Raw genomic sequence first — 23,453 nt, 5'->3', positions numbered from 1 at the left:
TTGCCCGCCTCCCCCGCAGGAGTGCCGCCTCCCGGACGGAAACCGGGTGCGCTGTCATGTCGTACTTCCAACGTACCTTCGGAGGCAGCACCGTGCCCGCGCCCGAAGCGCCCGAAGCACCCGAAGCACCCGAAGCACCCGAAGCACCCGAAGCACCGGCGCACGATCCCCTGGGCCGTGAACGGGCCCATCTGACCGCCTCTCGCGCCGCCCTCCGCGCGATGCGCGCGGACGTGGAGGCCCTGGACATCCGGGACGTGACGGCGAACTGGGTGAACGCCGTCGTCCTCGAGTCGCAGATCAACGAGCGGATCAGGGCGCTCGCGGATCTCGCCCACACCCCGCTCTTCTTCGGGCGGCTGGACTACCTGCACACCGCGCAGGAGGGGCAGCGCTTCTACATCGGCCGCCGCCATGTGCACGACCCCGACGGGGATCCGATGGTGATCGACTGGCGCGCGCCGGTCTCCCAGCCTTTCTACCGGGCCTCCCGCAGGGACCCGATGGACGTGCGCCTGCGCCGCCGCTTCGGCTACACCGGCGGCGACCTCACTGCGTACGAGGACGAGCACCTCACCGACCCGACGGAGGCGAACCGGACCAGTCGGCTCCTCCAGGCCGAGATCGAGCGTCCGCGCGTGGGCCCGATGCGGGACATCGTGGCCACGATCCAGCCCGAACAGGACGAGATCGTCCGGTCGGGCCTCTCCGGCACGGTGTGCGTGCAGGGCGGTCCCGGCACCGGGAAGACCGCCGTCGGTCTGCACCGGGTGGCGTATCTGCTGTACGCGCACCGGGAGCGACTGGCCCGCACCGGCACCCTGGTCATCGGGCCCAACCGCTCCTTCCTCCACTACATCGAGCAGGTCCTGCCCGCTCTCGGCGAGTTGGAGGTCAAGCAGGCGACCGTCGCGGACCTCGTCGCCCATGTCGAGGCGCGCGGAGCGGACGAGCCCGCGGCGGCACTGGTCAAGGGCGACGCGCGGATGGCGGAAGTGCTGCGGCGCGCGGTCCGTTCGCATGTGACGATGCCGGCGGAGCCGGTGATGGTGGTCCGCGGCTCACGCCGCTGGCGGGTTCCCGCGTACGAACTGGAGGACATCGTCCGGGAGTTGCTGGACCGCGACATCCGCTACGGCGCTGCCCGCGATGCGCTGCCGCAGCGCATCGCGCACGCCGTGCTCGTACGCATGGAGCAGGCCGGCGAGGCGCCGGACGACCGGGTGCAGGACTCGGTGGCACGCAACGCGGCGGTGAAGGCGGCGGTGAAGACCGTCTGGCCGCAGGTCGACCCGGCGAAGCTGGTGCTGCGTCTGCTCTCCGACCCGGACTTCCTGGCGGAGCACGCGGACGGGGTGCTGAGCGCGGACGAACAGAAGGCGATCCTCTGGACCCGGCCGCCGCGTTCGGTCCGCTCCGCACGCTGGTCCGCGGCGGACGCGGTGCTGATCGACGAGGCGAAGGACCTCGTCGAGCGCACGCCGTCGCTCGGTCATGTGGTCCTCGACGAGGCGCAGGACCTGTCGCCGATGCAGTACCGGGCGGTGGGGCGCAGATGCACGACGGGTTCGGCAACGGTCCTCGGTGACCTGGCGCAGGGCACCACCCCGTGGGCGACGGCGAGTTGGTCCGAGGCGCTGTCCCATCTGGGCAAGCCCGACGCGGTGGTGGAGGAACTGACGGCGGGCTTCCGGGTGCCGCGCGAAGTGATCGCGTACGCGTCCCGGCTGCTTCCGCACATGTCGCCCGGGCTGACGGAGGTCCGGTCGGTCCGTGAGTCCCCCGGCTCGCTGGAGATCCGCCCGTCCGAGGGCGCGGGGGACGTGGTCGCCGCGTGTCTGTCGGCACTGCGGCACGAGGGTTCGACCGGTCTGATCGCCGCCGACGACCGGGTGCCGGCCCTGTCCGACGCGCTGACCGACGCCGGTGTCCCCTTCCTGGCCCCCGGCGAGCAGACCACCCCGGACGTCCGGCTCACCCTGGTGCCGGCTTCCCTCGCGAAGGGTCTCGAGTACGACTACGTGGTCCTCGACGACCCCGCGGCCGTGGTCGCGGCCGAGCCCGACGAGCGCACGGGCCTGCGCCGGCTGTACGTGGCACTGACCCGTGCTGTCTCGGGCCTCACGGTGCTCCACTCGTCGCCCCTGCCGTGGCAGCTGGGGTGATCCGGGCGGGAGCCCGCGGGGGTTGACACCGGGACGGGGGCGGGCTCCGTGCGTGCGCGCTGCCCGGACGGCGCCTCGGCCCGGGGCCGGGCGGCGGCCCGACCCTGCGCGTACGAGGCCGCGCGACGGGCCTCTCGGCCAGCCCGGCGCGCCCCGGCAGCCCCCTCGGCGGCTGCGACGACCCGACCCGGTCCGCGCGGTGGCTCGGCTTCCGGCCCGAGCCGGGCGGACGGGCCGGCCTAGCCGTCCACCGCCTCGCGCCACTCGCGTACCGCCGCCTCGTCCACCGGCGTCTGCCAGCCGGCGGGCCGGGCCGCGCCGCCGATGTGGAACGCGTCCAGGCCGGCCGCACGGAGAGCCGGGAGGTGGTCGAGGCGGAGACCTCCGCCGATCAGCATCCGCGGCTGGTAACCGGGCTCATCCCGCCTCGCCGCCTCGGCCAGCAGCACCGGCAGCCCCGCGTCGACGCCCTCCGCACTGCCCGCGGTGAGATACGTGTCGAGTCCGGGCAGGTCGGCGAGCTGCTTGCGCAGGGCGTCGCGGTCCGCGGCGCGGTCGATCGCGCGGTGGAACGTCCAACGGCAGTCCTCGATCTCGGCGACCAGCCGTTCGACGGTGACGAGGTCGGGTTCACCGTGCTCGTCGAGGAAGCCGAGCACGAACTCCTCCGCGCCTTCCGCCCGCAGCCCTCGCGCCGCACCGACGAGTGCGTCGACGTCGCCCGCACCGAAACCGTCCGCGAGCCGGAGCATCACCCGCAGCGGGACGTCCACCGCCGCGCGGATGCGGCCGAAGGTCTCCCGGGACGGGGTGAGCCCGTCCGCGGCCATGTCGCTGACCAGCTCGAGCCGGTGCGCTCCCCCGGCCTGCGCGGCGACCGCGTCCCGCGCGTCGAGGGCGATCACCTCCAGGAGTGCTCGGTTGCTCATGGCTCATCCTCCGCCAGTAGACGCCATACAGGTCTAGTCCAATAACGGAGTCAGCCTAGTCCGCGCCCCTGCCCCGCGCACCGGCACCCGGGCGCACACCCCACCCCGAACACACTTCTCGGCCACCGCGCCCCCGCCACCGGGGCCGCGGCGAGCCACTCGCGCGTATGCGGTACTCAGCCGCCCAGGCTGCCGCTCCCGAACGCCCCGCCGCTGCGGCTGCCGTGCTGCGGCCGGGCCTCGGGCCCCTTGCCGGTGGTGTGCGACGTGTGGGTCCTCATGTTGTAGGGCAGGAGCCGACTGCCGTCGTCGGGGAAGGCGTCGTCGTCCCCTTCCCTGACCTCCTCGATGTGCTCGCGGTGGTCGGCCGGCTTCGGCTGCTCCTCGGGAGTCGGGACGCGCAGCCGGGCCCGCCGCCGCCCGTCCCACCACATGGCGCCGCCCAGCAGGACGATGAGAACGACCCCGAAGGTCAGGGGGCCGATCGCGGCCAGGATCTGGGCCGCGAGCTCCGTCTTCGGCACGCTCTGCGCTGTGACCGCTGCGTTCATGGTGTCTGCCTCCGCACAGAGGGATGAGACACAGGCGCTATCCATTATCACCTGATATGACCGTTCCGCCAGCACCCCGACCGGGCCCCGGACGGCGGGAACCGACCGATGCGGGACGGAGCCGCAGACACCGAGAACAGGTGAGACCGATCCGGAGAAGGTCGGGGGAGGACTCCGCAGGACCCGGGACGATGCCCAGCCGCCCGGGAGGAGCGCCCCGGCACCTGCCGGTCACCGGCCGGCTGGACAATGTGGCCATGCCCGCGCTTCCGCAGCACCCCGCCCATGCCGACCTCCGCCGACGCTGGGCCGCCACCGTGGCCGCGGCCGCCGACCGCGCACCCGACGCCTCCCTGCCCGGCCCTGACCGGTACGCCGACGACCTGCTCGGCCGCTGGGCCGAGCCGCAACGGCGCTACCACACCACCGACCACCTGGTCGCGGTCCTGGAACACATCGACACGCTCGCCGCGTACGCGGACGACATCGACCTCGTACGCCTCGCGGCCTGGTTCCACGACGCGGTGTACCTCCCGGAGCGCTCCACCAACGAGGAGCGCAGTGCCCGCCTCGCCGAGCGCGCCCTGCCCGAACTGGGTGTCGGCCGGGCGGGCGTCGAGGAGGTGTCCCGACTGGTGCTTCTCACCCGCACCCACACGGCCCAGGACGACGACGCCAACGGCAAGGTGCTCTGCGACGCCGACCTGGCCGTCCTCGCCTCGCCGCCGGACGCGTACGAGAGGTACGCCGCCGCCGTGCGCGAGGAGTACGGCTTCGTCCCGGACGACGCCTTCCGCGCGGGCCGGGCCGACGTCCTGCGCCATCTCCTCGGGCTGCCGAGGCTGTTCCGCACCCCGTACGGACAGCGGGAGTGGGAGGAGGCCGCACGGCGCAACGCGGCGGCGGAGCTGCGGCGCCTCGTCCACCATGCGGATGGTTCCGGAATCCGGGAATGACAGGCGTCACCCGGCTGTTGGGCACTGTCATGCCCGCAGCCACCGCCGACTCACGCCCCCGAATGCCACTGGCCGTCTACGTCCTGGGTCTCTCGGTCTTCGCGCTCGGCACCAGCGAATTCATGCTGTCCGGGCTGCTGCCGCCCATCGCCGAGGACATGGGGGTCTCGATCCCCCGGGCGGGACTGCTGATCTCCGCGTTCGCCATCGGGATGGTCGTGGGCGCGCCGCTGCTCGCCGTGGCGACGCTGCGGCTGCCGCGCCGCGCCACGCTCATCACTCTGATCACCGTCTTCGGACTGGGCCAGGTCGCCGGCGCACTGGCTCCCACGTACGAGGTCCTGTTCGTGTCCCGGGTGGTCAGCGCCCTCGCGTGTGCCGGGTTCTGGGCCGTCGGCGCGGCCGTGGCGATGGCGATGGTGCCCGTCGACGCGCGCGCCCGCGCGATGGCCGTGATGATCGGCGGGCTGTCGATCGCCAACGTGCTGGGCGTACCGGCCGGGGCGTTCCTCGGCGAGCACCTCGGCTGGCGCTCGGCGTTCTGGGCGGTGGGCGCGGCGTCCGCGGTGGCCCTGGTCGGCGTGCTGACGAGGATCCCGCCCATCCCCGTGCCCGACGAGAGGCCGCGGCTCGGCCGCGAGCTCACCATCTACCGCGACCGCCAGGTCTGGCTCGCCGTCGCGGTCACCGCGCTGTCCGCGGGCGGGGTCTTCTGCGTGTTCTCGTATCTCGCGCCGCTGCTCACCGATGTCGCCGGACTCGGCGACGGCTGGGTGCCGACCGTCCTCGGGCTCTTCGGGATCGGCGCACTGCTCGGCACGACGATCGGCGGTCGCATCGCCGACGCGCACCTCTTCGGCGTGATGCTCGGCGGCATCACCGCCTCGACGGTGCTGCTGGCCGTGCTCGCCCTGACCGCCGAGTCGCCGGTGCCGGCGGTGGGCCTGTCGTTCCTCATCGGCGTCGCGTCGTTCTTCACCGCCCCCGCCCTGAACGCCCGGATGTTCAACGTCGCGGGCGCGGCCCCCACGCTGGCCGCCGCGACCACCACCGCCGCGTTCAACCTCGGCAACACCAGCGGCCCCTGGCTCGGCGGCACGGTCATCGACGCCGGCCTCGGCTTCGCCGCCACGGCGTGGGCGGGAGCGGCGATGACCGCCGTCGCCCTCGGGCTCGTCGCCCTGGCCCTGCGGTTCGAGCGCCGCGGGGCGGACGCGGCACCCGGGAACAGCCGCGTGGTCGTCTCGTCCGCGGCGAGCCGCGACACCGGCGCGACGCGCTGCGGCACGGCCTGACGCAAGGGGACGGTCCGTCGGTTCCCTCCCTGCGCGGCCGCTCCGGTTCGCGCGGGGTTGCGCCGGATGGCGGGCGCCTCGGTTGCCGGTGCGCGGCGCCGGGGCGAGGGTCGCTCAGGGGGAGGTAAAGCCCCGTCAGTCTTCTCCTGGAGCACCCAATGAGATTCGTCGCGAGTGCGGGCGGCGCCGTCGCCCTGGCCCTGGCCGTCGTACCGATGACCTCGGTCCAGGCCGCCTCTCTCAACCCCGGCCACGAGAAAAACCGCATCGCCTGCAACGCCGCCGCCCTGACGGACGCGATCAACAACGCCAACGGGCAGGGCGGCGGCACGATCGAACTGGCTCGCGACTGCCGGTATCCGCTCGGCGCCATCGACAACAACAGCGGGCCCAGCGGTGGCCCCAACGGCCTGCCCGTCATCACCACCCCCATCACCCTGCGCGGCGGCAAGGGCACCAGCATCGAACGTTCGAGCGCATCCGGTACGCCGGAGTTCCGCATCTTCGAGGTCGCGGCCCCGGCCGGCTTTCTCACACTCGACGACCTGACCGTCCGCAACGGCCACGCCGACGGTGACGGCGCCGACGGTGACGGCGGCGCGGTCTTCGTCAACGAGGGCCGCACTCTGCTCCTGCGCTCCGTCACACTCACCCACAACACGGCCGACAGGCACGGCGGTGCCGTCAGCAGCGACGGCGGGCGCGTCATCGTGCGTTCCAGCAAGGTGGACAGGAACGTCTCCGGGCGCGACAGCGGTGGGATCAACAACGAGGAGGGTGCACTGACGATCGATTCGAGCACCGTCGACAGGAACACGGCCGGCGAGGACGGGGGCGGCATCGCCGTCAGCGACGACGCCTATCTGACCCTCACCAAGAGCAGCGTCGACAGGAATGCGGCAGTCGGCAACGCAGGCGGCATCCAGAGCACGGGCCACCTGTTCCTCCGCTCGAGCCACGTCGACCGCAACACGGCGGGCCAGGAAGGCGGTGGCATGGTGACCAACGGCACCGCCGTCATCGACTCCGGCAGTGTCGTCGGCAACACCGCGGGGACGGACGGCGGCGGCATCTTCAACTCCAGCGTTCTCACCATCGGCCACAGCAGCGTCAACGCGAACTCGGCCCAGCGGGGCGGCGGGATCCACAACACCGCCAAGGTGTGGATCGGCAGGAGCGTCCTCAAGGACAACCTCGCCGTCACCGAGGGCGGCGGCCTCTGGAACGACGACGAGGCCACGACCGAGTCGACCGACATCATCGGCAACCGGACGTCCGGCCCGGGTTCCCGAGGCGGTGGCGTGTTCAACAACAGCGGCAACACGGTCCTGACCGACACCACCGTCACCAGGAACGAGGCCGTCCTGGAAGGCGGCGGCGTCTTCGAGGCACCCGGCTCCGAGGTCACGCTCGTCCGGACCCGTGTGAAGGACAACGACCCGGACAACTGCCGCCCCGCAGGCGCCGTGTCCGGCTGCGTCGGCTGACCGTGCCGCCGCGCGCACCGGCCCTCCCGGACCCGCGGGAGGGCCGGTGCGCCGTCCCGTCCCGCCGTCCTACCGCCCGCCGCCGTGCTTCCGCCGCCGCAGTCCCGCCTCCGTGAGCCGCCGGACCAGTTCCTTCGACCCGATCTCGACGGCGCCGGCGCGCACGGCGGCCTCGTAGCGGTGCGCGGGCACGTCGTAGTGGTCCCGTTCGAAGGCGCGCGTGGGGCAGCCGATCGACCTGGCGAAGGTGTGCAGCTCCTCGAACGACACGTCGCTGACCAGGTGGGACCACAGCATCCCGTGCCCCGGCCAGGTCGGCGGGTCGATGTAGACGGTCACGACAGTCCGCCGACGGGCGCGACGACGACGCCCGCCTTCCCGCACACCCAGTGCGGGTCGGGGCCCAACTCGGGCTCCACGTCCAGCGCGTGCGGCTCGCCGGTGGTGCAGACCGGGCACAGCGGCCACCGCCCGTACCGTTCCAGCAGGGCGTCCTGTACGTCCTGGGCGATCAGCCCGGCCACGTACTCCGCGCCCTCCGGCCACTGCTCGACCCACCAACGGCGCTCCCTGACCGCCTCCTCGACGAGGGAGACGACCTCTGCGTGCGCCACGTCGCGGGCGGTGAGGTCCGCGAGGACGAGGGCGCGGGCGGCGTGCAGCGCCTGCTCGAGAGGGTTGACGTCCATACGGTCATTGTCCCCCTTTCGGGTGTGAGCCCTCGGCGCCCGCGTCCTCCACATCCGCCCGCACCGGCCGCGGGCGTCGAGTCTCCCGAGTCCCGTCCGCGCGGGTGCCCGTCCGCAGGACAAAGGGGGTTGACCGTTCACAGTCGGCGAAAATATCTTTCAAGTGTGACCAAGGACCTGAAGGATTCTTTCAGTACCGCGGGAGCCGGTAGCCATCCCGGCGCGGCCGCTCCGGGCGGACCGGGCACGTCCCGCACCCCCGGCGGCTCGGGGCCGGCCACGTCCGCCGCAGGTGGCTCCCGTGCGAGCGGCCCCGGCCCGAGCGGCGGCACCACGAGCAGCAGCCGCCCCAGCGGGCCGAGCGGCCCCGGCGCCCGCACCGGCACCGGCACCGGCACCGGCACCGGCACGGGTGACGCCCCGCCCGCCCCCGCCGCTCTCGCCGCGAAGGTCCGCACGCTCGCCCCGTCCATGACCCGCTCGATGCAGCGAGTCGCCGAAGCCGTCGCCGGCGACCCCGCCGGCTGCGCGGCCCTCACGGTCACGGGCCTCGCCGAGCTCACCGGCACCAGCGAGGCCACCGTCGTCCGCACCGCCCGGATCCTCGGCTACCCCGGCTACCGCGACCTGCGTCTGGCGCTCGCCGGTCTCGCCGCCCAGCAGCAGTCCGGCCGCGCCCCGGCGGTCACCGCGGACATCGCGGTCGACGACCCGATAGCCGACGTCGTCACGAAGCTCGCGCACGACGAGCAGCAGACCCTCGCCGACACCGCCGCGGGCCTGGACACCGTCCAGCTGGGTGCCGCCGTCACGGCCCTCGCCACCGCGCGCCGCGTCGACATCTACGGCGTGGGGGCGTCCGGCCTGGTCGCCCAGGACCTCGCCCAGAAGCTCCTGCGCATCGGACTGGTCGCCCATGCGCACAGCGATCCCCATCTCGCCGTCACCAACGCCGTGCAGCTCCGCTCCGGCGACGCCGCCGTGGCGATCAGCCACTCCGGCTCGACCGGCGACATCGTCGAACCGCTCCGCGTCGCTTTCGACCACGGGGCGACGACGGTCGCGATCACCGGACGTCCGGACGGGCCGGTCTCCCAGTACGCCGACCACGTGCTGACGACCTCGACGGCGCGCGAGACCGACCTGCGCCCGGCCGCCATGTCCTCGCGAACGGGCCAGCTCCTCGTCGTCGACTGCCTGTTCATCGGCGTCATGCAGCTCACCTACGACGCGGCCGCGCCGGCCCTCGCCGCCTCGTACGAGGCCCTTGCGCACCGCCACAGCCCCCGCGCCCGCTGAACCACCCGAGAGAGCCGCCGCCCATGACCTCCACCCCCGGACCGGCCGAACTGCGCGCACAGTTGGAGATGCTGACGACCGAGGCGTTCCGCCCCGAGCTCGCCGACGTCGACCGGCTCCCGACCGCCGAGATCGCCCGCATCATGAACGGCGAGGACCGGACCGTCCCGGACGCCGTCGCCACACAGCTGACGGCCATCGCCGCCGCCATCGACGCGACCGCCGACCGGATGGCCCGCGGGGGCCGGCTGGTCTACGCGGGCGCGGGCACGGCCGGTCGGCTCGGCGTCCTGGACGCGAGCGAGTGCCCGCCGACGTTCAACACCGGCCCGGACGAGGTCGTCGGGCTGATCGCGGGCGGCCCGTCGGCGATGGTCGAGGCGGTCGAGGGCGCGGAGGACTCCAAGGAGCTGGCCGCCGCCGACCTGGACGGTCTCGGACTGACGGCGCTGGACACCGTGGTCGGCATCTCCGCCTCCGGGCGCACCCCGTACGCCATCGGCGCCGTCGAGCATGCCCGTGCGGCAGGCGCCCTCACCATCGGCCTCTCCTGCAACGCGGACAGCGCTCTGGCAGCGGCCGCGGAGCACGGCATCGAGGTGGTCGTGGGGCCCGAACTCCTCACCGGATCGACCCGGTTGAAGGCGGGCACGGCGCAGAAGCTGGTCCTCAACATGATCTCGACCATCACGATGATCCGCCTGGGCAAGACGTACGGGAACCTGATGGTCGACGTCCGCGCCTCGAACGACAAGCTCCGCGCCCGGTCCCGCCGGATCGTGTCGCTGGCGACCGACGCTCCGGACGACGCCGTCGAGACTGCCCTGACCGCGGCGGACGGCGAGGTGAAGGCGGCGATCCTGATGCTCCTCGCCGATGTGGACGCCCCCACGGCCGCGGACCTCCTCAAGCGTGCCGGAGGCCACCTCCGCGAGGCACTCCGCCTCTGACGCGGCGCCGGCGCTCCTCCTACCCCGCCGTCACGCGACGGGGCGGGCGCAGCACCCGCGCAGGGCCCGGGGAACGGACCGGGCCCGCGTGCCCGGAGGAACGCGGGGCCCGGTCTCACACCTGCGAGCCCGGCGGCCGCGCCCTCGCCTCCCCCCGCCGGGCGCCACGCCGCGCCGACCGCCTGCTCGCGGATCGTCACCCGGCCCTTCCCGATGGAGCGAAAGCCATGAAGGCGCTGTGGGGGCTGGTCAAGGTCATGCTGAGACGGGCACGGGAAGCGGAGGGCGCGGCCGTCGGCGGCCGAGCCCGTCGGTGATCGCGAGCACATCGGTCCACTGAGGACCACCGCATCCGTCACCGCGAGCGCCACCCCCTCCCCAGGACGGCGTCCCGTCAGCCGGCAGGTCTCGTCCCGACGACGACGGTGGCGTACGACTCGTCGCACGTGGCCACCCGCGGCACCAGGCCACTGTCCGCGACCGCCGCCAGCGCGTCCGCCGCCTGTCGCTCGCTCGTCTCGAACAGCAGGATCCCGCCCGGCGCCAGCCAGTCTCCGGCCTCCGCCGTCACGCGCCGCAGCACGTCGAGCCCGTCCGTGCCGCCGTCGAGCGCGACCAGCGGCTCGTGCACACGGGCCTCGGCGGGCAGCAGCCCGACCTCCTCGGTCGGTACGTACGGGACGTTCGCGGCCAGGATGTCGACGCGCCCCCGCAGCCCGCCGGGCAGCGGCTCGAACAGATCGCCCTCAAGCACCCGTACGCCCTCCGGGACGTTTCGCCGGGCGCACCGCACCGCGTCCGGCTCGATGTCGGAGGCGTAGAGCTCCACCTCGGGACCGGGCAGTGAGGCCGCCAGCGCCGCCCCAACGGCACCCGAACCGCAGCAAAGGTCGACGACCACTGCGGCGTCAGGCCGGGCGGCCGCCGCCCGGCGGACGAGGAACTCGGTACGGCGCCGGGGCACGAACACCCCCGGCTCCACGGCGATCCGCAGACCGCAGAACTCCGCCCAGCCGAGGACGTGTTCCAGCGGATGGCCGCAGGCCCGCCGCTCGACCATGGCGGTGAGCTCACTGTGCGTACGAGCGGCGGAGAGCAGCAGCTCCGCCTCGTCCTCGGCGAAGACACAGCCCGCGGCGCGCAGTCTGCCGACGACGGCGGGAAAAGCAGAAGGGGAAGGATCGAAGGAGAACAACAAGGAGAGCCTCTCGGAAGTTCCGAAACGGGGCTCCCTCACACACCTTCGGCGACGCGGAGGCGAGCACCCCGTCCTGCGGCAGCGGTAATGGGTCTCACCTCCCGGCGTCCTGGTACTGGAGTCACCAACCCTATCGCGGCCCTATCAGGGCAGCCTCCCCTGCCGGTTGCGCTCCCTGACCCGTGCCCGCAGCAGTAGGGCGGGCGGCACGTGCCGCAGCGCCTCGGGAGGGCAGTCCCCCACCCGCCCGCCTCCCGGCGGCCGTAGTTGCACGTACGGCCCCTCGCGCCCCGTCACGCGCCCGATGCGCCCGTCCCGCGAGTCGATCACGTACCCTCCCTCCCCGACCGCGTTCACCCGCGGGCCCCGTGGAGCACCGCGGCGAGCCGCAGCGCGGTGTCCAGGTTGCAGCGCCCCAGGTCGACCAGGGGATACGCCCCCGACTCGCTGGTGAGCGACACAAGGTCCACGCACAGCGACGGCAGGGTCACGCCCGTCGAGTCGAGCTCGTCCCGCAGCTGTGCCACGACCTCCTCGGCCGCACGCAACCGCTCCTTCGGACATGGTGGGACCACCAGGCACCTCCACTCTCGGTATGTACGTTCCCTACACAGCGTGGCCATTGAGGACTAGCCTGACCAGTGCCGAAGGCCCAACAACCCGACTTGTGTCACACGGAGTTGAACTTGCCTGGACCGAAGGATCTGGACCCCTCCACCTCTCCCAGGGCCCTGCTCGGCGCCGAACTGCGCCACGCCCGCGAAAACGCCGGCCTCAGCCAGCGGGAGCTCGGCGAACCGCTCTTCGTCAGCGCGTCGTTCATCGGCCAACTGGAGGCGGGGACACGGCGGATGCAGCCGGACGTCGCACGCAGGATCGACGAGATACTCGGCACGAACGGCTTCTTCGAGCGGAACTGCCTCGCCGCCAACAAGTCCAGGTACCCGGACCACTTCGCGGAAGCGGCCGAGGCGGAAGCGGTCGCGACGACCATCCGCGAGTACGCGCCGCTCCTGATCCCGGGGCTGTTGCAGACGGAGACGTACGCACGGGCGGTGTTCCGCGCCTACCAGCCGACCGCCACGGAGGCGGTCATCGACGAACTGGTCGAGGCGAGGCTGGAACGGGCACGGCTCCTCGACGATCCAACAACACCGATGTTGTGGACGGTCCTTGACGAGGCGGTCTTACGCCGCCGCGTCGGAAGCCCGGCGGTGATGGCGGAGGCGCTGCGGCACATCGAGGCACTGGCGCGACGGAACCGGGTGATCGTGCAGGTGATGCCGTTCCATGCGGGAGCGCATGCGTCCCTGAATGGAGCCCTGAGGCTGATGTCCTTCATGGACGCCCCTCCACTGGCATACCTGGAGGTGATGAGAATGGGGCAGTTGGAGGACGACCCATCCACTATCGCCCGATATGCACTCACCTTCGACTTGGTCGTGGCCGGCGCCCTGTCCCCCCGCGAATCCCTGGCCCTGGTCGCATCCGTGGCGGAGGATTACGCCCATGAAGATCAGCAGCCCTGAGTACGACCTGAGTGCCGCCGTCTGGCGCAAGTCCAGCTACAGCGGCGGCGAGGGCGGCAACTGCCTCGAAGTGGCCACCTGGCGCAAGTCCACCTACAGCGCTGGGGACGGCGGCGACTGCCTCGAAGTCGCCGACGACCACCCCGGCATCGTCCCCGTGCGCGACTCGAAGGACCCCGACGGCCCGAAGCTCGCGTTCCGGACCGCCGTCTGGTCCGCGTTCGTGGACGGGGTCAAGACGGACCGCTGAGCAACTCCACGACGGGGCCCGGGGCTTGAGCCTCGGGCTCCGAGCGCTCTGAACAAGGAATGGTGAAGGGCCCCAACCCGCCCACCCTCCCTGCGAGTTGACTGTACGCGATCCATTTGCCACGGAGGGTCACGACCCTCTAGCGTGTCCGGAAAACGAACAGCCCCCGTCAGGTGCGCCAACACCAGCGGGGGCTTGACCAACAAGATCGGTAAGGTCGATCCGGATGGCTGACAGCCAGTTTAGTGCCCCGCCCCTGCCCGCGCACGCCGCTCCGCACCCGATGGCCCGCCCCGGCTACGGAAAGCGCATCGCTTCGGGCCAACCGGCCCGCACCGCAGCGGACTTCGCGCACCTTCCGCCGCGCGAGGCCGCCGTCGCCGCGTACATCGACCGGCTCGCGGACGGGGCCGACATCTCGGTGAAGACGCTGGCCAAGGTGCTTCCGTACGGCCAGTGCGCACTGCGGACCGCTCTCAACCGCATCCAGGCCGCGGGTCATCTGCGGCGCGGACGCGAACACTTGGCCAAGTCCGGGAGCCCCCGATGGATCACCCGGACGTGGTGGTCACGTGCGCCGCGGGACGACACATGGTGGGCGGCATACCGACGCGGCGACGTGCCCGAGGAGGGTCCCCGGCGGCCGACGCGTTCCCGGGCGGTGATCCTGCTCGCGGCTCTCGGGCGGGAGACACCGGCGACGTCGCTGTCCGCCGCCGAATGCGCGCAGCTCGCCCCGCTGGTGGAGGAGTGGTTCGCGCGCGGCGCCGACGAGACGCAGCTGAGGCACGCCCTCACGGCCGGTCTCCCCGTTCCGGTTCATCACCCCGCCGCGCTCGCCCGGACGCGCCTGACGGCGAAACTCCCTCCCGAGCGGCGCCCGGCGCCTCCTGTCCTCCGGGTCCTCGAATGCGGCAAGTGCGGCGCACCAGCGCGCGCCGCCGGCAGCGCGCCCACTCGGCCTCCAGGCCGGCGCGGGCGGTGGACGACACACGCAGGCGGTAGGTGTTACCGGGCGTGCCCGGCCTCCCCTCCCACCTTTGGTGTTCAAGGACTACGCCGGCTGACACGGCGGCCGGCCCCGCCGCCGAGCCGGGCCGGGCTCTCGGCCGGCAGCAGGCCGGCTCCGGCCTCCAGGACCTGCTCCGCCTCCTCGGAGACGAGCGTCTCCTCGATGAAGGTGACGGCCCGGCGCAGCTTGTCCCCGGTCTGGTACGGGAAGTCCGTGCCCAGCACCAGCCGGTCCGGGCCGTACGAGTCGGCCGCCGCACGCAGGGCGGGCGCATGGCCGTGGGCGACGGTGTCGTAGGACATCCGGCGGGCGGCGGACGTCGGCAGCTCGATGATGTCGGGCGCCTCCCACGGGATGTGGTCGTCGGCGCGCGGCAGCAGCAGCGGCAGGGCCCCGCCGAGGTGGGCGTGGACGATCCGCAGCCTCGGGAAGCGACTCGGGACGCCTTCGAGGATCAGGTGCATCGCGCAGATCGTGTCCTCCGTCGGCGCGCCCACCATCCACCGCATCCGGTTCCGTGCGATGAGCGGTGAGCCCGCGTCCCGGCCGGCCGGATGCAGGCTCAGCACCGAGTGCCGGTGGTCCAACTCCTCGAAGAGCGGCCGGAAGACGGGGTCGCCGAGACTGCGGCCGAGTACCGACGTCGTCAGCCCGGCGCCCGCCATCCCCAACTGGTCCAGTGCCCGGGCCAGTTCCTCCAGCGAGGCGTCCAGGTGCGGGAGCGGCAGCGCGGCGAAGGCGGAGAAGCGGTCCGGGCGGGCGCGTACGACCTCCGCGTAGTGGTCGTTGGCCAGGCGGGCTGCCGTGACCGCTTCGGTCTCGTCCGGGAAGTACGGCGTCTGCGGGGAGACCGAGAGGATCTGGTGGTCGATGCCCGCGGCGTCGTTCATCGCGAACCGTGCGTCGAGTTCCGCCGGGCTGTCCCCCGCCCCCAGGCCCCTCTGCGTACCGGTGTCGTCCCGGCCGTAGGACTCAAGGAGACGGAGGTAGTCCTCGCTCCACAGGTGGGCGTGCACATCCGTCCGCACCCCTTCAGCTTCCCGCCGCCCCTGGCCCGCCGCCACCGGACGCGCGTCCGGCACCGGGCGGACACCCGCCCGTACGGGAAGGGGACACGGGAGCGGCGGCGGCCCTGTGGCGCCTCCCGGAGGGCGGGCCGGGCCGCTGAACGTGCGATTCCATTTCCTGTTCCGCAATCGCCATCACCGGTCAGAATCGGACTTTCCGGGTATGCCGTAAAGCGTTGCGGTGAGATGTCCGGATACCGCTGCCGCGGTCACGGCTATGGGCAGAATCCGTCCGGGAGGCAAGTATGGAAGGCATCACCACCGCGGTCGCATCGGAGTCCGATCTAGACACCGGTGCCGCCGGAAGCTGTCACTGCCGGACCATCCCGCGCACGGGTGCTCGCGCGGGTTCCGGGGAGGAACGCTTCCGGGGGCTGCTGGAGGCCGCGCCGGACGCCATGGTCATCGTCGACGACGGCGGAACCATCCGCCTCGTCAACGCCCAGACCGAAGCCCTCTTCGGCTACCGACGCGACGAACTCCTCGGCCGCCCCGTCGAAATCCTCGTCCCCGACCGCTTCCGCCACCACCACGCCGCACACCGCAACGGCTACACCCACAACCGCCAGGTCCGCCCCATGGGCGCCGGACTCGAACTCCACGGCCTCCGCAAGGACGGCACCGAGTTCCCCGTCGAAATCAGCCTCAGCCCCCTCGAAACCACCGACGGACTCCTCGTCTCCGCCGCCGTACGCGACGTCAGCGAACGAAAAGCCGCCGAGGAACGCTTCCGGGGGCTGCTGGAGGCCGCGCCGGACGCCATGGTCATCGTCGACGACGGCGGAACCATCCGCCTCGTCAACGCCCAGACCGAAGCCCTCTTCGGCTACCGACGCGACGAACTCCTCGGCCGCCCCGTCGAAATCCTCGTCCCCGACCGCTTCCGCCACCACCACGCCGCACACCGCAACGGCTACACCCACAACCGCCAGGTCCGCCCCATGGGCGCCGGACTCGAACTCCACGGCCTCCGCAAGGACGGCACCGAGTTCCCCGTCGAAATCAGCCTCAGCCCCCTCGAAACCACCGACGGACTCCTCGTCTCCGCCGCCGTACGCGACGTCAGCGAACGAAAAGCCGCCGAGGAACGCTTCCAGGCCCTGTACGAGCAGCAGCGACACGTCGCGCTGACCCTGCAGCGCAGTCTGATGGGCACGCCGCCGGCCGTGCGCGGCCTGGAGACCGCGAGCCGCTATCTGCCCGCCACCCAGGGGGCGGGCGTCGGCGGTGACTGGTTCGACCTCGTACCTCTCGGTGCCGGACGGGTCGGCATCCTCATCGGTGACGTCATGGGGCGCGGCCTGGAGGCGGCCGCCATCATGGGGCAGCTGCGGTCCGCGGCCCACGCGCTCGCCAAGACGGGCATGCAGCCGCGGCAGTTGATGCACGCGCTCGACTCGATCGTCGCCGAGCTCGACGGGCCCGACCAGCTGGTGACCTGCTGCTACCTGGTCGTGGCGCCGGACGCGGGCGAGGTGACCGTCTGCTCGGCCGGGCATCTGCCGGCTCTCGTCGCGGAGCCGTGCGGAGGCGTACGGCCCCTGGAAGCACCGGTCAGTGTGCCCCTGGGCGTGGGGGACCATCTGCACCAGCAGGCGACGGTGGCGGTCGCTCCCGGGTCGAGCCTGATCCTCTTCACCGACGGCCTGATAGAGACACCGGCGGGAGACATCGAGGAACAGCTCGACGCGCTCATCCACGCACTCGACCTGGCGTTCGCCTCGGCGCACGACCTGGAGACGGTGGTGGACCGGGTGCTGACGTCGATCCTGCCCGCCACCGAGCACCACCACGACGACGTGACGCTGCTCCTGGCCCAGCTGCCGGCGGCCCCGCTTGCCACGGCGACCACGGAACTCCCGGCGGCCCCGTCGTCGGTGTCGCGGGCCCGGGCCTTCCTGGCCAAGTCCCTGGTCGACTGGGGCTGCGCCCAGGTCTCCGACGACGCACAGCTGCTGGTGTCCGAGGTGGTCACCAACGCGATCCAGCACGGAGCGGGGCCGGTGAGCCTGCGGATGCGGCGCAACAGCACCGAGCTCACCGTGGAGGTGAGCGACCACAGCCACCATCCGCCCCAGCCCCGGCTGGCGGCCGCCGACGACGAGTCGGGGCGGGGCCTGATCCTCGTCGAGACGCTGGCGGGCAGCTGGGGCGTCCGCCCGACGGACGACGGCAAGACGACGTGGTTCACGCTCCATCTGGCGCCGCTGTAACGGGAGCCCCCTGCCGGGCACGCGATGGTACGCCCTCGGCCTTGGCGCGCCGCGCCGGGTCGCATAGGCCGAGGGCGGCACCCCCGGGATCAGGGGTGCCGCCCTCGGCTTCAGGACGGTCGATCGACCTTCGGGTCGATCAGAAGTCCATGTCACCGCCCGGCATGCCGCCCGGAGCAGCCGCGGCGGCCTTCTCCGGCTTGTCGGCGATGACGGCCTCGGTGGTGAGGAACAGCGCGGCGATCGACGCGGCGTTCTGCAGCGCGGAACGCGTCACCTTGGCCGGGTCGATGATGCCCTCGGCGATGAGGTCGACGTACTCGCCGGTCGCGGCGTTCAGGCCGTGGCCCGGGGTCAGGTTGCGCACCTTCTCCACCACGACGCCGCCCTCGAGGCCGGCGTTGACCGCGATCTGCTTCAGCGGGGCCTCCAGGGCCAGCTTCACAGCGGCGGCACCGGTGGCCTCGTCACCGTCGAGCTCGAGCTTCTCGAAGACCTGGGAGGCCTGGAGCAGGGCCACGCCACCACCGGCGACGATGCCCTCCTCGACGGCCGCCTTCGCGTTGCGGACGGCGTCCTCGATGCGGTGCTTGCGCTCCTTGAGCTCGACCTCGGTCGCGGCACCGGCCTTGATGACGGCCACGCCGCCGGCCAGCTTCGCGAGGCGCTCCTGCAGCTTCTCGCGGTCGTAGTCCGAGTCGGAGTTCTCGATCTCGGCGCGGATCTGGTTGACCCGGCCCTGGACCTGGTCGCTCTCGCCGGCACCGTCGACGATCGTGGTCTCGTCCTTGGTGATGACGACCTTGCGGGCGCGGCCCAGCAGGTCCAGGCCCGCGTTCTCGAGCTTGAGGCCGACCTCCTCGGAGATGACCGTGCCACCGGTGAGGATGGCGATGTCGCCGAGCATGGCCTTGCGACGGTCGCCGAAGCCGGGGGCCTTGACGGCGACGGACTTGAAGGTGCCGCGGATCTTGTTGACGACCAGGGTCGACAGGGCCTCGCCCTCGACGTCCTCGGCGATGATCAGCAGCGGCTTGCCCGACTGCATGACCTTCTCCAGCAGCGGGAGGAGGTCCTTCACCGAGGAGACCTTGCCGTTGTAGATGAGGATGTACGGGTCCTCGAGGCCGGCCTCCATGCGCTCCATGTCGGTCGCGAAGTAGGCCGAGATGTAGCCCTTGTCGAAGCGCATGCCCTCGGTGAGCTCCAGCTCCAGACCGAAGGTCTGGGACTCCTCGACGGTGATGACGCCTTCCTTGCCGACCTTGTCCATCGCCTCGGCGATGAGCTCGCCGATCTGGGTGTCGGCGGCGGAGATGGAGGCGGTGGAGGCGATCTGCTCCTTGGTCTCGACCTCCTTGGCCTGGTCGAGCAGGGCACCGGAGACGGCCTCGACGGCCTTCTCGATACCGCGCTTCAGGGCCATCGGGTTGGCGCCGGCGGCCACGTTGCGCAGGCCCTCGCGGACCAGCGCCTGGGCGAGGACGGTCGCGGTGGTCGTACCGTCACCGGCGACGTCGTCCGTCTTCTTGGCGACTTCCTTGACCAGCTCGGCGCCGATCTTCTCGTACGGGTCCTCGAGCTCGATCTCCTTGGCGATGGAGACACCGTCGTTGGTGATCGTGGGGGCGCCCCACTTCTTCTCGAGGACGACGTTCCGGCCCTTGGGGCCAAGGGTGACCTTGACGGCGTCGGCGAGCTGGTTCATCCCGCGCTCGAGACCGCGCCGTGCCTCCTCGTCGAACGCGATGATCTTGGCCATGTGAAGTGGTCCTCCCGGACTGGGGTGGATTGCTCCGGACCGCGCTGGTGCCCGCGACGGACGGCCTGCACGCCTTGTGGTTCCTTGCCCCACCCGGCCTGCGGGCCTCACCGACCCGGTCCTTCGTTGTCACTCTCACTCGTAGAGTGCTAACGCCAATGATTAGCACTCGGACCCGGCGAGTGCAAGGCGCGACCGCGACTCGGGCGTCCATCAGGCCACGGCGTCACGGTCCGGGACCGGACCCGGCGCAGGCGCGGCCCGCACACCTCGCAGGTCGTGACCCCGCGCTCGGCGGCGAGCGGACCGGCCAAGGCCCGGAACCACTCCCGCGCACGGCGGCGAGCAGTCAGGCCGCGACGAAGGCGGCCCCGGGCACGGCCGCGGCGAAAACGGCCCCCGGGCACGGCGGAGGGTCCGTGCCCCTGGCACGGACCCTCCGTCACGTTGCTGCAGTCAGTCGGCGCTCAGCCGGCTACGCGGACCATGTCCGCCTGCGGCCCCTTCTGGCCCTGCGAGATCTCGAACTCGACTCGCTGACCCTCCTCCAGGGTGCGGTATCCGTCCATCTGGATCGCGCTGTAGTGGACGAAAACATCCGCACCACCGTCGACCGCGATGAAGCCATACCCCTTCTCCGCGTTGAACCACTTGACGGTGCCCTGAGCCATGCCTAACTCCCCTATTACTGGCCCTTGCACAGGACCGCACTTCGCGGACCCGGGTCAGACCTCACCCAGCGGTGTCCCCCGGTGCCCGGAGGGGCATACGGATGACCCATGGATGTGCGCCGGAACGCGTCGACCGCGGCTGAATGTATCTGTCCAACTGCCGTCTGCAACAGGTCAATCGGACGAGAATTCCGGGCAGGACCGAAAGGACGACTTAGTAGAAATACGAGCATTCCCGGGCAAGTCGGGCCGGACAAAGCGCACTTACCGCGCATCACGCTCGAACACTTTGGCTGTTTCCTGTCGTGCGCGACCGCATTCTCATATGCGCCTGGCACACGCAGCGGAGGGGGCTTCCCCAACTCTATCGCGCTCAACCATGCAGAAACGCCCCCTCCGCCGAGCTTGCGGAGGGGGCACTTCTGCTGACTCTGCGTGGCGATCAGCCGCCCGCCACCGCGGGGATGATCGACACCCCGGCACCGTCCGGCGTCGCCGTCTCCAGGCCCTGCTCGAAGCGCACGTCGTCGTCGTTGACGTACACGTTCACGAAACGGCGCAGCTTGCCCTGGTCGTCCAGGACCCGGGCCGCGATGCCCGTGTGGTGCTTCTCCAGGTCGGCGATGACCTCGGCGAGGGTGGCACCCTCGGCCGGGACCTCGGCCCGGCCGCCCGTGTAGGTGCGGAGGATGGTGGGGATGCGGACGTTGACGCTCATGCGAGGCCAGCCTCTCGGAAGGAGTCCAGGTTGGGGCGGATGACTGCGGACATACCCGTCGTCGGGGCCACCGCGTCGAGGGTCTTGAGGCCGTCACCCGTGTTGACGACCACCGTGGTGAGGGACGGGTCGATCACCCCGGCCTCGATCAGCTTCTTCGCCACACCGAGGGTCGTGCCGCCCGCGGTCTCGGTGAAGATGCCCTCGGTGCGGGCCAGCAGCTTGATCGCGTCCACGATCTCCTCGTCGGTGACGTCCTCCACGGCACCACCGGTGCGCCGGCAGATGTCGAGCACGTACGGACCGTCCGCCGGGTTGCCGATCGCCAGGGACTTGGCGATGGTGTCCGGCTTCTGCGGCCTGACCACGTCGTGGCCGGCCTTGAACGCCACGGACACCGGGGAGCAGCCCTCGGCCTGGGCACCGAAGATCTTGTAGGGCCGGTCCTCGACCAGACCCAGCTTGATCAGCTCCTGGAGCCCCTTGTCGATCTTGGTGAGCTGGGAGCCGGAGGCGATCGGGATGACGATCTGGTCCGGCAGTCGCCAGCCGAGCTGCTCGCAGATCTCGTACGCCAGCGTCTTGGAGCCCTCGGCGTAGTACGGGCGGAGGTTGACGTTGACGAAGCCCCAGCCCTCGCCGGCCGGGTCGCCGATGAGCTCGGAGCAGAAGCGGTTGACGTCGTCGTAGTTGCCCTCGATGCCGATCAGCTCTCCGCCGTAGACGGCGGCCATGACCACCTTGCCCTGCTCCAGGTCGTGCGGGATGAACACGCAGGAGCGGAAGCCGGCGCGCGCGGCCGCGGCACCCACGGCACCGGCCAGGTTGCCGGTGGAGGAGCAGGAGAGGGTCGTGAAGCCGAAGGCCCGGGCGGCCTCGATCGCCTGGGCGACGACCCGGTCCTTGAAGGAGTGGGTCGGGTTGCCGGAGTCGTCCTTGACCCAGAGTCCGCCGGTGACGCCGAGCTCGCGCGCGAGGTTGTCGGCCTGGACGAGCTTGGTGAAGCCCGGGTTCAGGTTCGGCTTGCTCGCCACGTCGGCGGGCACGGGCAGCAGCGGCGCGTAGCGCCAGATGTTCTCCGGACCGCTCTCGATCCGCTTGCGCAGTTCCTCGACGTCGCCGCTCGGCAGGTCGTACGCGACTTCGAGCGGCCCGAAACAGGCTTCGCAGGCGAAGATCGGACCGAGGGCGAAGCGCTCGCCGCACTCGCGGCAGGAGAGCCCGGAGGCGGGGCCCAGGTCGACGGTGTCGGCAGAATCGGTGGTGGCAACAGTCTGCACAGCCATGGAGGCGAGGCCCTTTCTCCTCATCTTCCCCGCGGTGCGTTTCACCGCGAGACGGAATTGGCACCTTCCCTAGCCGTGAGCCTCGGCCGCGACGCGCGACGAGATCGGCTGGAGGGTTGCCGGGGCTTCAACGGGCCGTGTCCCTCTGCCCCTCTGGATGAGCGGTATTCGATTGTCTCGGCGCGACGACCCCGACATGCATCTGCGGTCCGCGTTGTTCAAGACTGTAACCGAACCCCCGGACGCTTGAGATGGCCGTCCGATCCGCGAGATGGAGATCACGTGCTGGAAGAGGTGGAGCGCTGGCTGGCCCGGCGGTCCTGGTCGGTGGCGGACCGTCCACTGGACCGGCTGCTGTCCGCCAAGCAGGACACCACGGTCAGCGTGGTGCTCCCCGCGCTGAACGAGGAGGCGACGGTCGGGGAGATCGTCGCCGCGATCCGGCGCGACCTGATGACCGACGCGGTGCCGCTCGTGGACGAGCTGGTCGTCGTGGACTCGGGGTCGACGGACCGCACCGCCGAGGTCGCCGCACGCGCCGGCGCCCGGGTGGTGCACCGGGACGCGATACTCCCGCGCATCCCGGCCGCGCCCGGCAAGGGCGAGGTGCTGTGGCGTTCCCTCCTGGCGACCGGAGGCGACGTCGTCTGCTTCGTGGACGCCGACCTGAAGGAGTTCTCGGCGGACTTCGTGTCCGGGACCGTCGGACCGCTGCTGACCGACCCCGAGGTGCAGTTCGTCAAGGCGATGTACGACCGGCCGCTCGGCGACGCGCCCGGCCAGGGCGGGAGGGTGACCGAGCTGGTGGCCCGGCCCCTGCTCAATCTGCACTGGCCGCAGCTCGCGGGGTTCGTCCAGCCGCTCGGCGGGGAGTACGCGGCGCGGCGCTCGCTGCTGGAGCGGCTGCCGTTCCCGGTCGGCTACGGGGTGGAGCTGGGCCTGCTGGTCGACGCGCTGCACACGGTGGGCCTGGACGCGTTGGCGCAGGTGGACGTGGGCGTACGGCTGCACCGCCACCAGGACGGGCAGGCGCTGGGCCGGATGGCGGCGGCGATCTATCGCACGGCCCAGCTGCGCCTGTCCCGAGGGCACCTGGTCCGCCCGGCCCTGACCCAGTTCGAGCGCGGCGAGGCCGGGTTCGTCCCGCGGACGCACGCGGTGGACACGGAGGAGCGCCCACCGATGGTGGACATCGCCGAGTACGCGAGACGGGCGGGGCGACGCAACACGGGCGCGGCGTAACACGGCCCAGCCGGGATGATTGTCTACATTTCGGACTTATGGGCAATGCGAGTTCACAGGGTGCTCGGGTCTTCCGTCCTGTTCGGGCCGTGCCCGGCCAGGAACCGACGAGGGGCCGCGGGCGCAGCAGAGGCGATCGGCCCCGGTTCCTCGGGGCCCTGGCGGTCGCCGCGGGTGCCGCCGC

At 71.8% G+C, this 23,453-nt stretch carries 22 protein-coding genes, 1 pseudogene and 1 riboswitch; of the genes and pseudogenes, 11 read left to right on the top strand and 12 right to left on the bottom strand.

Going from position 1 to position 23,453, the window contains the following annotated elements:
• The first annotated feature begins 56 nt into the window (after positions 1–56).
• The gene (locus tag O7595_RS18370; RefSeq protein WP_443071652.1) at positions 57–2,165 is read left to right on the top strand and encodes a HelD family protein; all 2,109 of its coding nucleotides are present in this window, start codon (positions 57–59) and stop codon (positions 2,163–2,165) included.
• Positions 2,166–2,404: 239 nt separating this feature from the next.
• Here O7595_RS18370 and O7595_RS18365 read toward each other — a convergent pair whose 3' ends face one another.
• Both O7595_RS18365 and O7595_RS18360 read right to left on the bottom strand, forming a co-directional pair.
• Positions 2,405–3,094, bottom strand: a complete 690-nt coding sequence (locus O7595_RS18365; protein ID WP_269729735.1) for a copper homeostasis protein CutC — start codon at positions 3,092–3,094, stop codon at positions 2,405–2,407.
• A gap of 176 nt (positions 3,095–3,270) precedes the next feature.
• Positions 3,271–3,645, bottom strand: a complete 375-nt coding sequence (locus O7595_RS18360; protein WP_269729733.1) for a DUF6479 family protein — start codon at positions 3,643–3,645, stop codon at positions 3,271–3,273.
• Positions 3,646–3,902: 257 nt separating this feature from the next.
• Here O7595_RS18360 and O7595_RS18355 point away from each other — a divergent pair, with 257 nt between their 5' ends.
• The 3 genes from O7595_RS18355 to O7595_RS18345 all read left to right on the top strand — a co-directional run bounded on the left by O7595_RS18355 (position 3,903) and on the right by O7595_RS18345 (position 7,383).
• Positions 3,903–4,601 (top strand): HD domain-containing protein, encoded by a 699-nt coding sequence (locus O7595_RS18355; RefSeq protein WP_269729732.1) that lies wholly within the window; start codon positions 3,903–3,905, stop codon positions 4,599–4,601.
• 62 nt (positions 4,602–4,663) lie between these two features.
• Positions 4,664–5,896 carry a Cmx/CmrA family chloramphenicol efflux MFS transporter gene (locus tag O7595_RS18350; protein WP_269732529.1) on the top strand — a complete coding sequence of 411 codons (1,233 nt, stop codon included), beginning with the start codon at positions 4,664–4,666 and terminating at the stop codon, positions 5,894–5,896.
• 158 nt (positions 5,897–6,054) lie between these two features.
• The gene (locus tag O7595_RS18345; RefSeq protein ID WP_269729731.1) at positions 6,055–7,383 is read left to right on the top strand and encodes a hypothetical protein; all 1,329 of its coding nucleotides are present in this window, start codon (positions 6,055–6,057) and stop codon (positions 7,381–7,383) included.
• Between the two features lie 69 nt (positions 7,384–7,452).
• Here the strand turns inward: O7595_RS18345 and O7595_RS18340 are convergent, their stop codons facing one another.
• On the bottom strand, positions 7,453–7,722 hold the full coding sequence (locus O7595_RS18340) for a DUF4031 domain-containing protein (RefSeq protein ID WP_269729730.1): 270 nt from the start codon (positions 7,720–7,722) through the stop codon (positions 7,453–7,455).
• Positions 7,719–8,072 carry a hypothetical protein gene (locus tag O7595_RS18335; protein ID WP_138054553.1) on the bottom strand — a complete coding sequence of 118 codons (354 nt, stop codon included), beginning with the start codon at positions 8,070–8,072 and terminating at the stop codon, positions 7,719–7,721. The genes O7595_RS18340 and O7595_RS18335 overlap by 4 nt, the downstream gene beginning before the upstream one ends.
• Before the next feature lie 165 nt (positions 8,073–8,237).
• On the opposite strand from O7595_RS18335, the gene O7595_RS18330 reads away from it, so the two are divergent.
• Both O7595_RS18330 and murQ read left to right on the top strand, forming a co-directional pair.
• Complete coding sequence (locus O7595_RS18330) at positions 8,238–9,371, top strand: MurR/RpiR family transcriptional regulator (protein ID WP_269729729.1); 1,134 nt, start codon at positions 8,238–8,240, stop codon at positions 9,369–9,371.
• A 23-nt stretch (positions 9,372–9,394) separates the two neighbouring features.
• Positions 9,395–10,321 carry an N-acetylmuramic acid 6-phosphate etherase gene (gene murQ / locus O7595_RS18325; RefSeq protein WP_269729728.1) on the top strand — a complete coding sequence of 309 codons (927 nt, stop codon included), beginning with the start codon at positions 9,395–9,397 and terminating at the stop codon, positions 10,319–10,321.
• Between the two features lie 394 nt (positions 10,322–10,715).
• Here murQ and O7595_RS18320 read toward each other — a convergent pair whose 3' ends face one another.
• The 3 genes from O7595_RS18320 to O7595_RS18310 all read right to left on the bottom strand — a co-directional run bounded on the left by O7595_RS18320 (position 10,716) and on the right by O7595_RS18310 (position 12,067).
• Entirely contained in the window at positions 10,716–11,516 is an 801-nt protein-coding gene (locus O7595_RS18320; protein ID WP_269729727.1) for a putative protein N(5)-glutamine methyltransferase, read from the bottom strand.
• Positions 11,517–11,663: 147 nt separating this feature from the next.
• Complete coding sequence (locus O7595_RS18315) at positions 11,664–11,876, bottom strand: hypothetical protein (RefSeq protein WP_269729726.1); 213 nt, start codon at positions 11,874–11,876, stop codon at positions 11,664–11,666.
• Positions 11,873–12,067 carry a hypothetical protein gene (locus tag O7595_RS18310; RefSeq protein WP_269729725.1) on the bottom strand — a complete coding sequence of 65 codons (195 nt, stop codon included), beginning with the start codon at positions 12,065–12,067 and terminating at the stop codon, positions 11,873–11,875. The genes O7595_RS18315 and O7595_RS18310 overlap by 4 nt, the downstream gene beginning before the upstream one ends.
• A gap of 138 nt (positions 12,068–12,205) precedes the next feature.
• On the opposite strand from O7595_RS18310, the gene O7595_RS18305 reads away from it, so the two are divergent.
• The 3 genes and pseudogenes from O7595_RS18305 to O7595_RS18295 all read left to right on the top strand — a co-directional run.
• Complete coding sequence (locus tag O7595_RS18305; protein ID WP_269729724.1) at positions 12,206–13,048, top strand: helix-turn-helix domain-containing protein; 843 nt, start codon at positions 12,206–12,208, stop codon at positions 13,046–13,048.
• A complete protein-coding gene (locus tag O7595_RS18300; protein WP_269729723.1) occupies positions 13,029–13,298 on the top strand; it encodes a DUF397 domain-containing protein in 270 nt (89 codons plus the stop codon). The genes O7595_RS18305 and O7595_RS18300 overlap by 20 nt, the downstream gene beginning before the upstream one ends.
• A gap of 283 nt (positions 13,299–13,581) precedes the next feature.
• Positions 13,582–14,235 (top strand): annotated as a pseudogene (locus tag O7595_RS18295) (hypothetical protein); the annotation flags it as partial.
• 110 nt (positions 14,236–14,345) lie between these two features.
• Here O7595_RS18295 and O7595_RS18290 read toward each other — a convergent pair.
• Entirely contained in the window at positions 14,346–15,338 is a 993-nt protein-coding gene (locus O7595_RS18290) for an amidohydrolase family protein (RefSeq protein ID WP_269729722.1), read from the bottom strand.
• A 284-nt stretch (positions 15,339–15,622) separates the two neighbouring features.
• Between O7595_RS18290 and O7595_RS18285 the strand changes: the two genes are divergently transcribed.
• Positions 15,623–17,590, top strand: coding sequence for a PAS domain S-box protein (locus tag O7595_RS18285; protein ID WP_269729721.1), 1,968 nt, complete (start codon positions 15,623–15,625; stop codon positions 17,588–17,590).
• A 139-nt stretch (positions 17,591–17,729) separates the two neighbouring features.
• Here the strand turns inward: O7595_RS18285 and groL are convergent, their stop codons facing one another.
• From groL to thrC, 4 genes are all read right to left on the bottom strand, one after another.
• Positions 17,730–19,352, bottom strand: a complete 1,623-nt coding sequence (gene groL / locus O7595_RS18280; RefSeq protein WP_138054546.1) for a chaperonin GroEL — start codon at positions 19,350–19,352, stop codon at positions 17,730–17,732.
• A gap of 467 nt (positions 19,353–19,819) precedes the next feature.
• Positions 19,820–20,023 (bottom strand): cold-shock protein, encoded by a 204-nt coding sequence (locus O7595_RS18275; RefSeq protein WP_003986833.1) that lies wholly within the window; start codon positions 20,021–20,023, stop codon positions 19,820–19,822.
• A 442-nt stretch (positions 20,024–20,465) separates the two neighbouring features.
• Positions 20,466–20,741: a MoaD/ThiS family protein gene (locus O7595_RS18270; protein WP_269729720.1), complete on the bottom strand. Its 276-nt coding sequence runs from the start codon at positions 20,739–20,741 to the stop codon at positions 20,466–20,468.
• The gene (thrC, locus tag O7595_RS18265) at positions 20,738–22,027 is read right to left on the bottom strand and encodes a threonine synthase (RefSeq protein WP_269729719.1); all 1,290 of its coding nucleotides are present in this window, start codon (positions 22,025–22,027) and stop codon (positions 20,738–20,740) included. Before thrC ends, O7595_RS18270 begins: the two co-directional genes overlap by 4 nt.
• 17 nt (positions 22,028–22,044) lie before the next feature.
• A riboswitch (SAM riboswitch) is annotated at positions 22,045–22,191 on the bottom strand.
• A gap of 118 nt (positions 22,192–22,309) precedes the next feature.
• Here thrC and O7595_RS18260 point away from each other — a divergent pair.
• On the top strand, positions 22,310–23,269 hold the full coding sequence (locus O7595_RS18260) for a glucosyl-3-phosphoglycerate synthase (protein ID WP_269729718.1): 960 nt from the start codon (positions 22,310–22,312) through the stop codon (positions 23,267–23,269).
• Positions 23,270–23,453: the final 184 nt, after the last annotated feature.

Source organism: Streptomyces sp. WMMC940 (assembly GCF_027460265.1).
In the GTDB taxonomy this organism is placed as follows: domain Bacteria; phylum Actinomycetota; class Actinomycetes; order Streptomycetales; family Streptomycetaceae; genus Streptomyces.
The sequence above is the reverse complement of the archived record's forward strand: the minus strand, read 5'-3'. Positions and strand labels throughout refer to the sequence as shown.

Coding starts and splice junctions, on each gene's coding strand:
- O7595_RS18370 (WP_443071652.1), top strand. CDS start 57: ATGTCGTACTTCCAACGTACCTTCGGAGGCAGCACCGTGCCCGCGCCC.
- O7595_RS18275 (WP_003986833.1), bottom strand. CDS start 20,023: ATGGCTCAGGGCACCGTCAAGTGGTTCAACGCGGAGAAGGGGTATGGC.
- O7595_RS18285 (WP_269729721.1), top strand. CDS start 15,623: ATGGAAGGCATCACCACCGCGGTCGCATCGGAGTCCGATCTAGACACC.
- thrC (WP_269729719.1), bottom strand. CDS start 22,027: ATGGCTGTGCAGACTGTTGCCACCACCGATTCTGCCGACACCGTCGAC.
- O7595_RS18300 (WP_269729723.1), top strand. CDS start 13,029: ATGAAGATCAGCAGCCCTGAGTACGACCTGAGTGCCGCCGTCTGGCGC.
- O7595_RS18335 (WP_138054553.1), bottom strand. CDS start 8,072: ATGGACGTCAACCCTCTCGAGCAGGCGCTGCACGCCGCCCGCGCCCTC.
- O7595_RS18270 (WP_269729720.1), bottom strand. CDS start 20,741: ATGAGCGTCAACGTCCGCATCCCCACCATCCTCCGCACCTACACGGGC.
- O7595_RS18350 (WP_269732529.1), top strand. CDS start 4,664: ATGCCACTGGCCGTCTACGTCCTGGGTCTCTCGGTCTTCGCGCTCGGC.
- murQ (WP_269729728.1), top strand. CDS start 9,395: ATGACCTCCACCCCCGGACCGGCCGAACTGCGCGCACAGTTGGAGATG.
- O7595_RS18360 (WP_269729733.1), bottom strand. CDS start 3,645: ATGAACGCAGCGGTCACAGCGCAGAGCGTGCCGAAGACGGAGCTCGCG.
- groL (WP_138054546.1), bottom strand. CDS start 19,352: ATGGCCAAGATCATCGCGTTCGACGAGGAGGCACGGCGCGGTCTCGAG.
- O7595_RS18355 (WP_269729732.1), top strand. CDS start 3,903: ATGCCCGCGCTTCCGCAGCACCCCGCCCATGCCGACCTCCGCCGACGC.
- O7595_RS18365 (WP_269729735.1), bottom strand. CDS start 3,094: ATGAGCAACCGAGCACTCCTGGAGGTGATCGCCCTCGACGCGCGGGAC.
- O7595_RS18345 (WP_269729731.1), top strand. CDS start 6,055: ATGAGATTCGTCGCGAGTGCGGGCGGCGCCGTCGCCCTGGCCCTGGCC.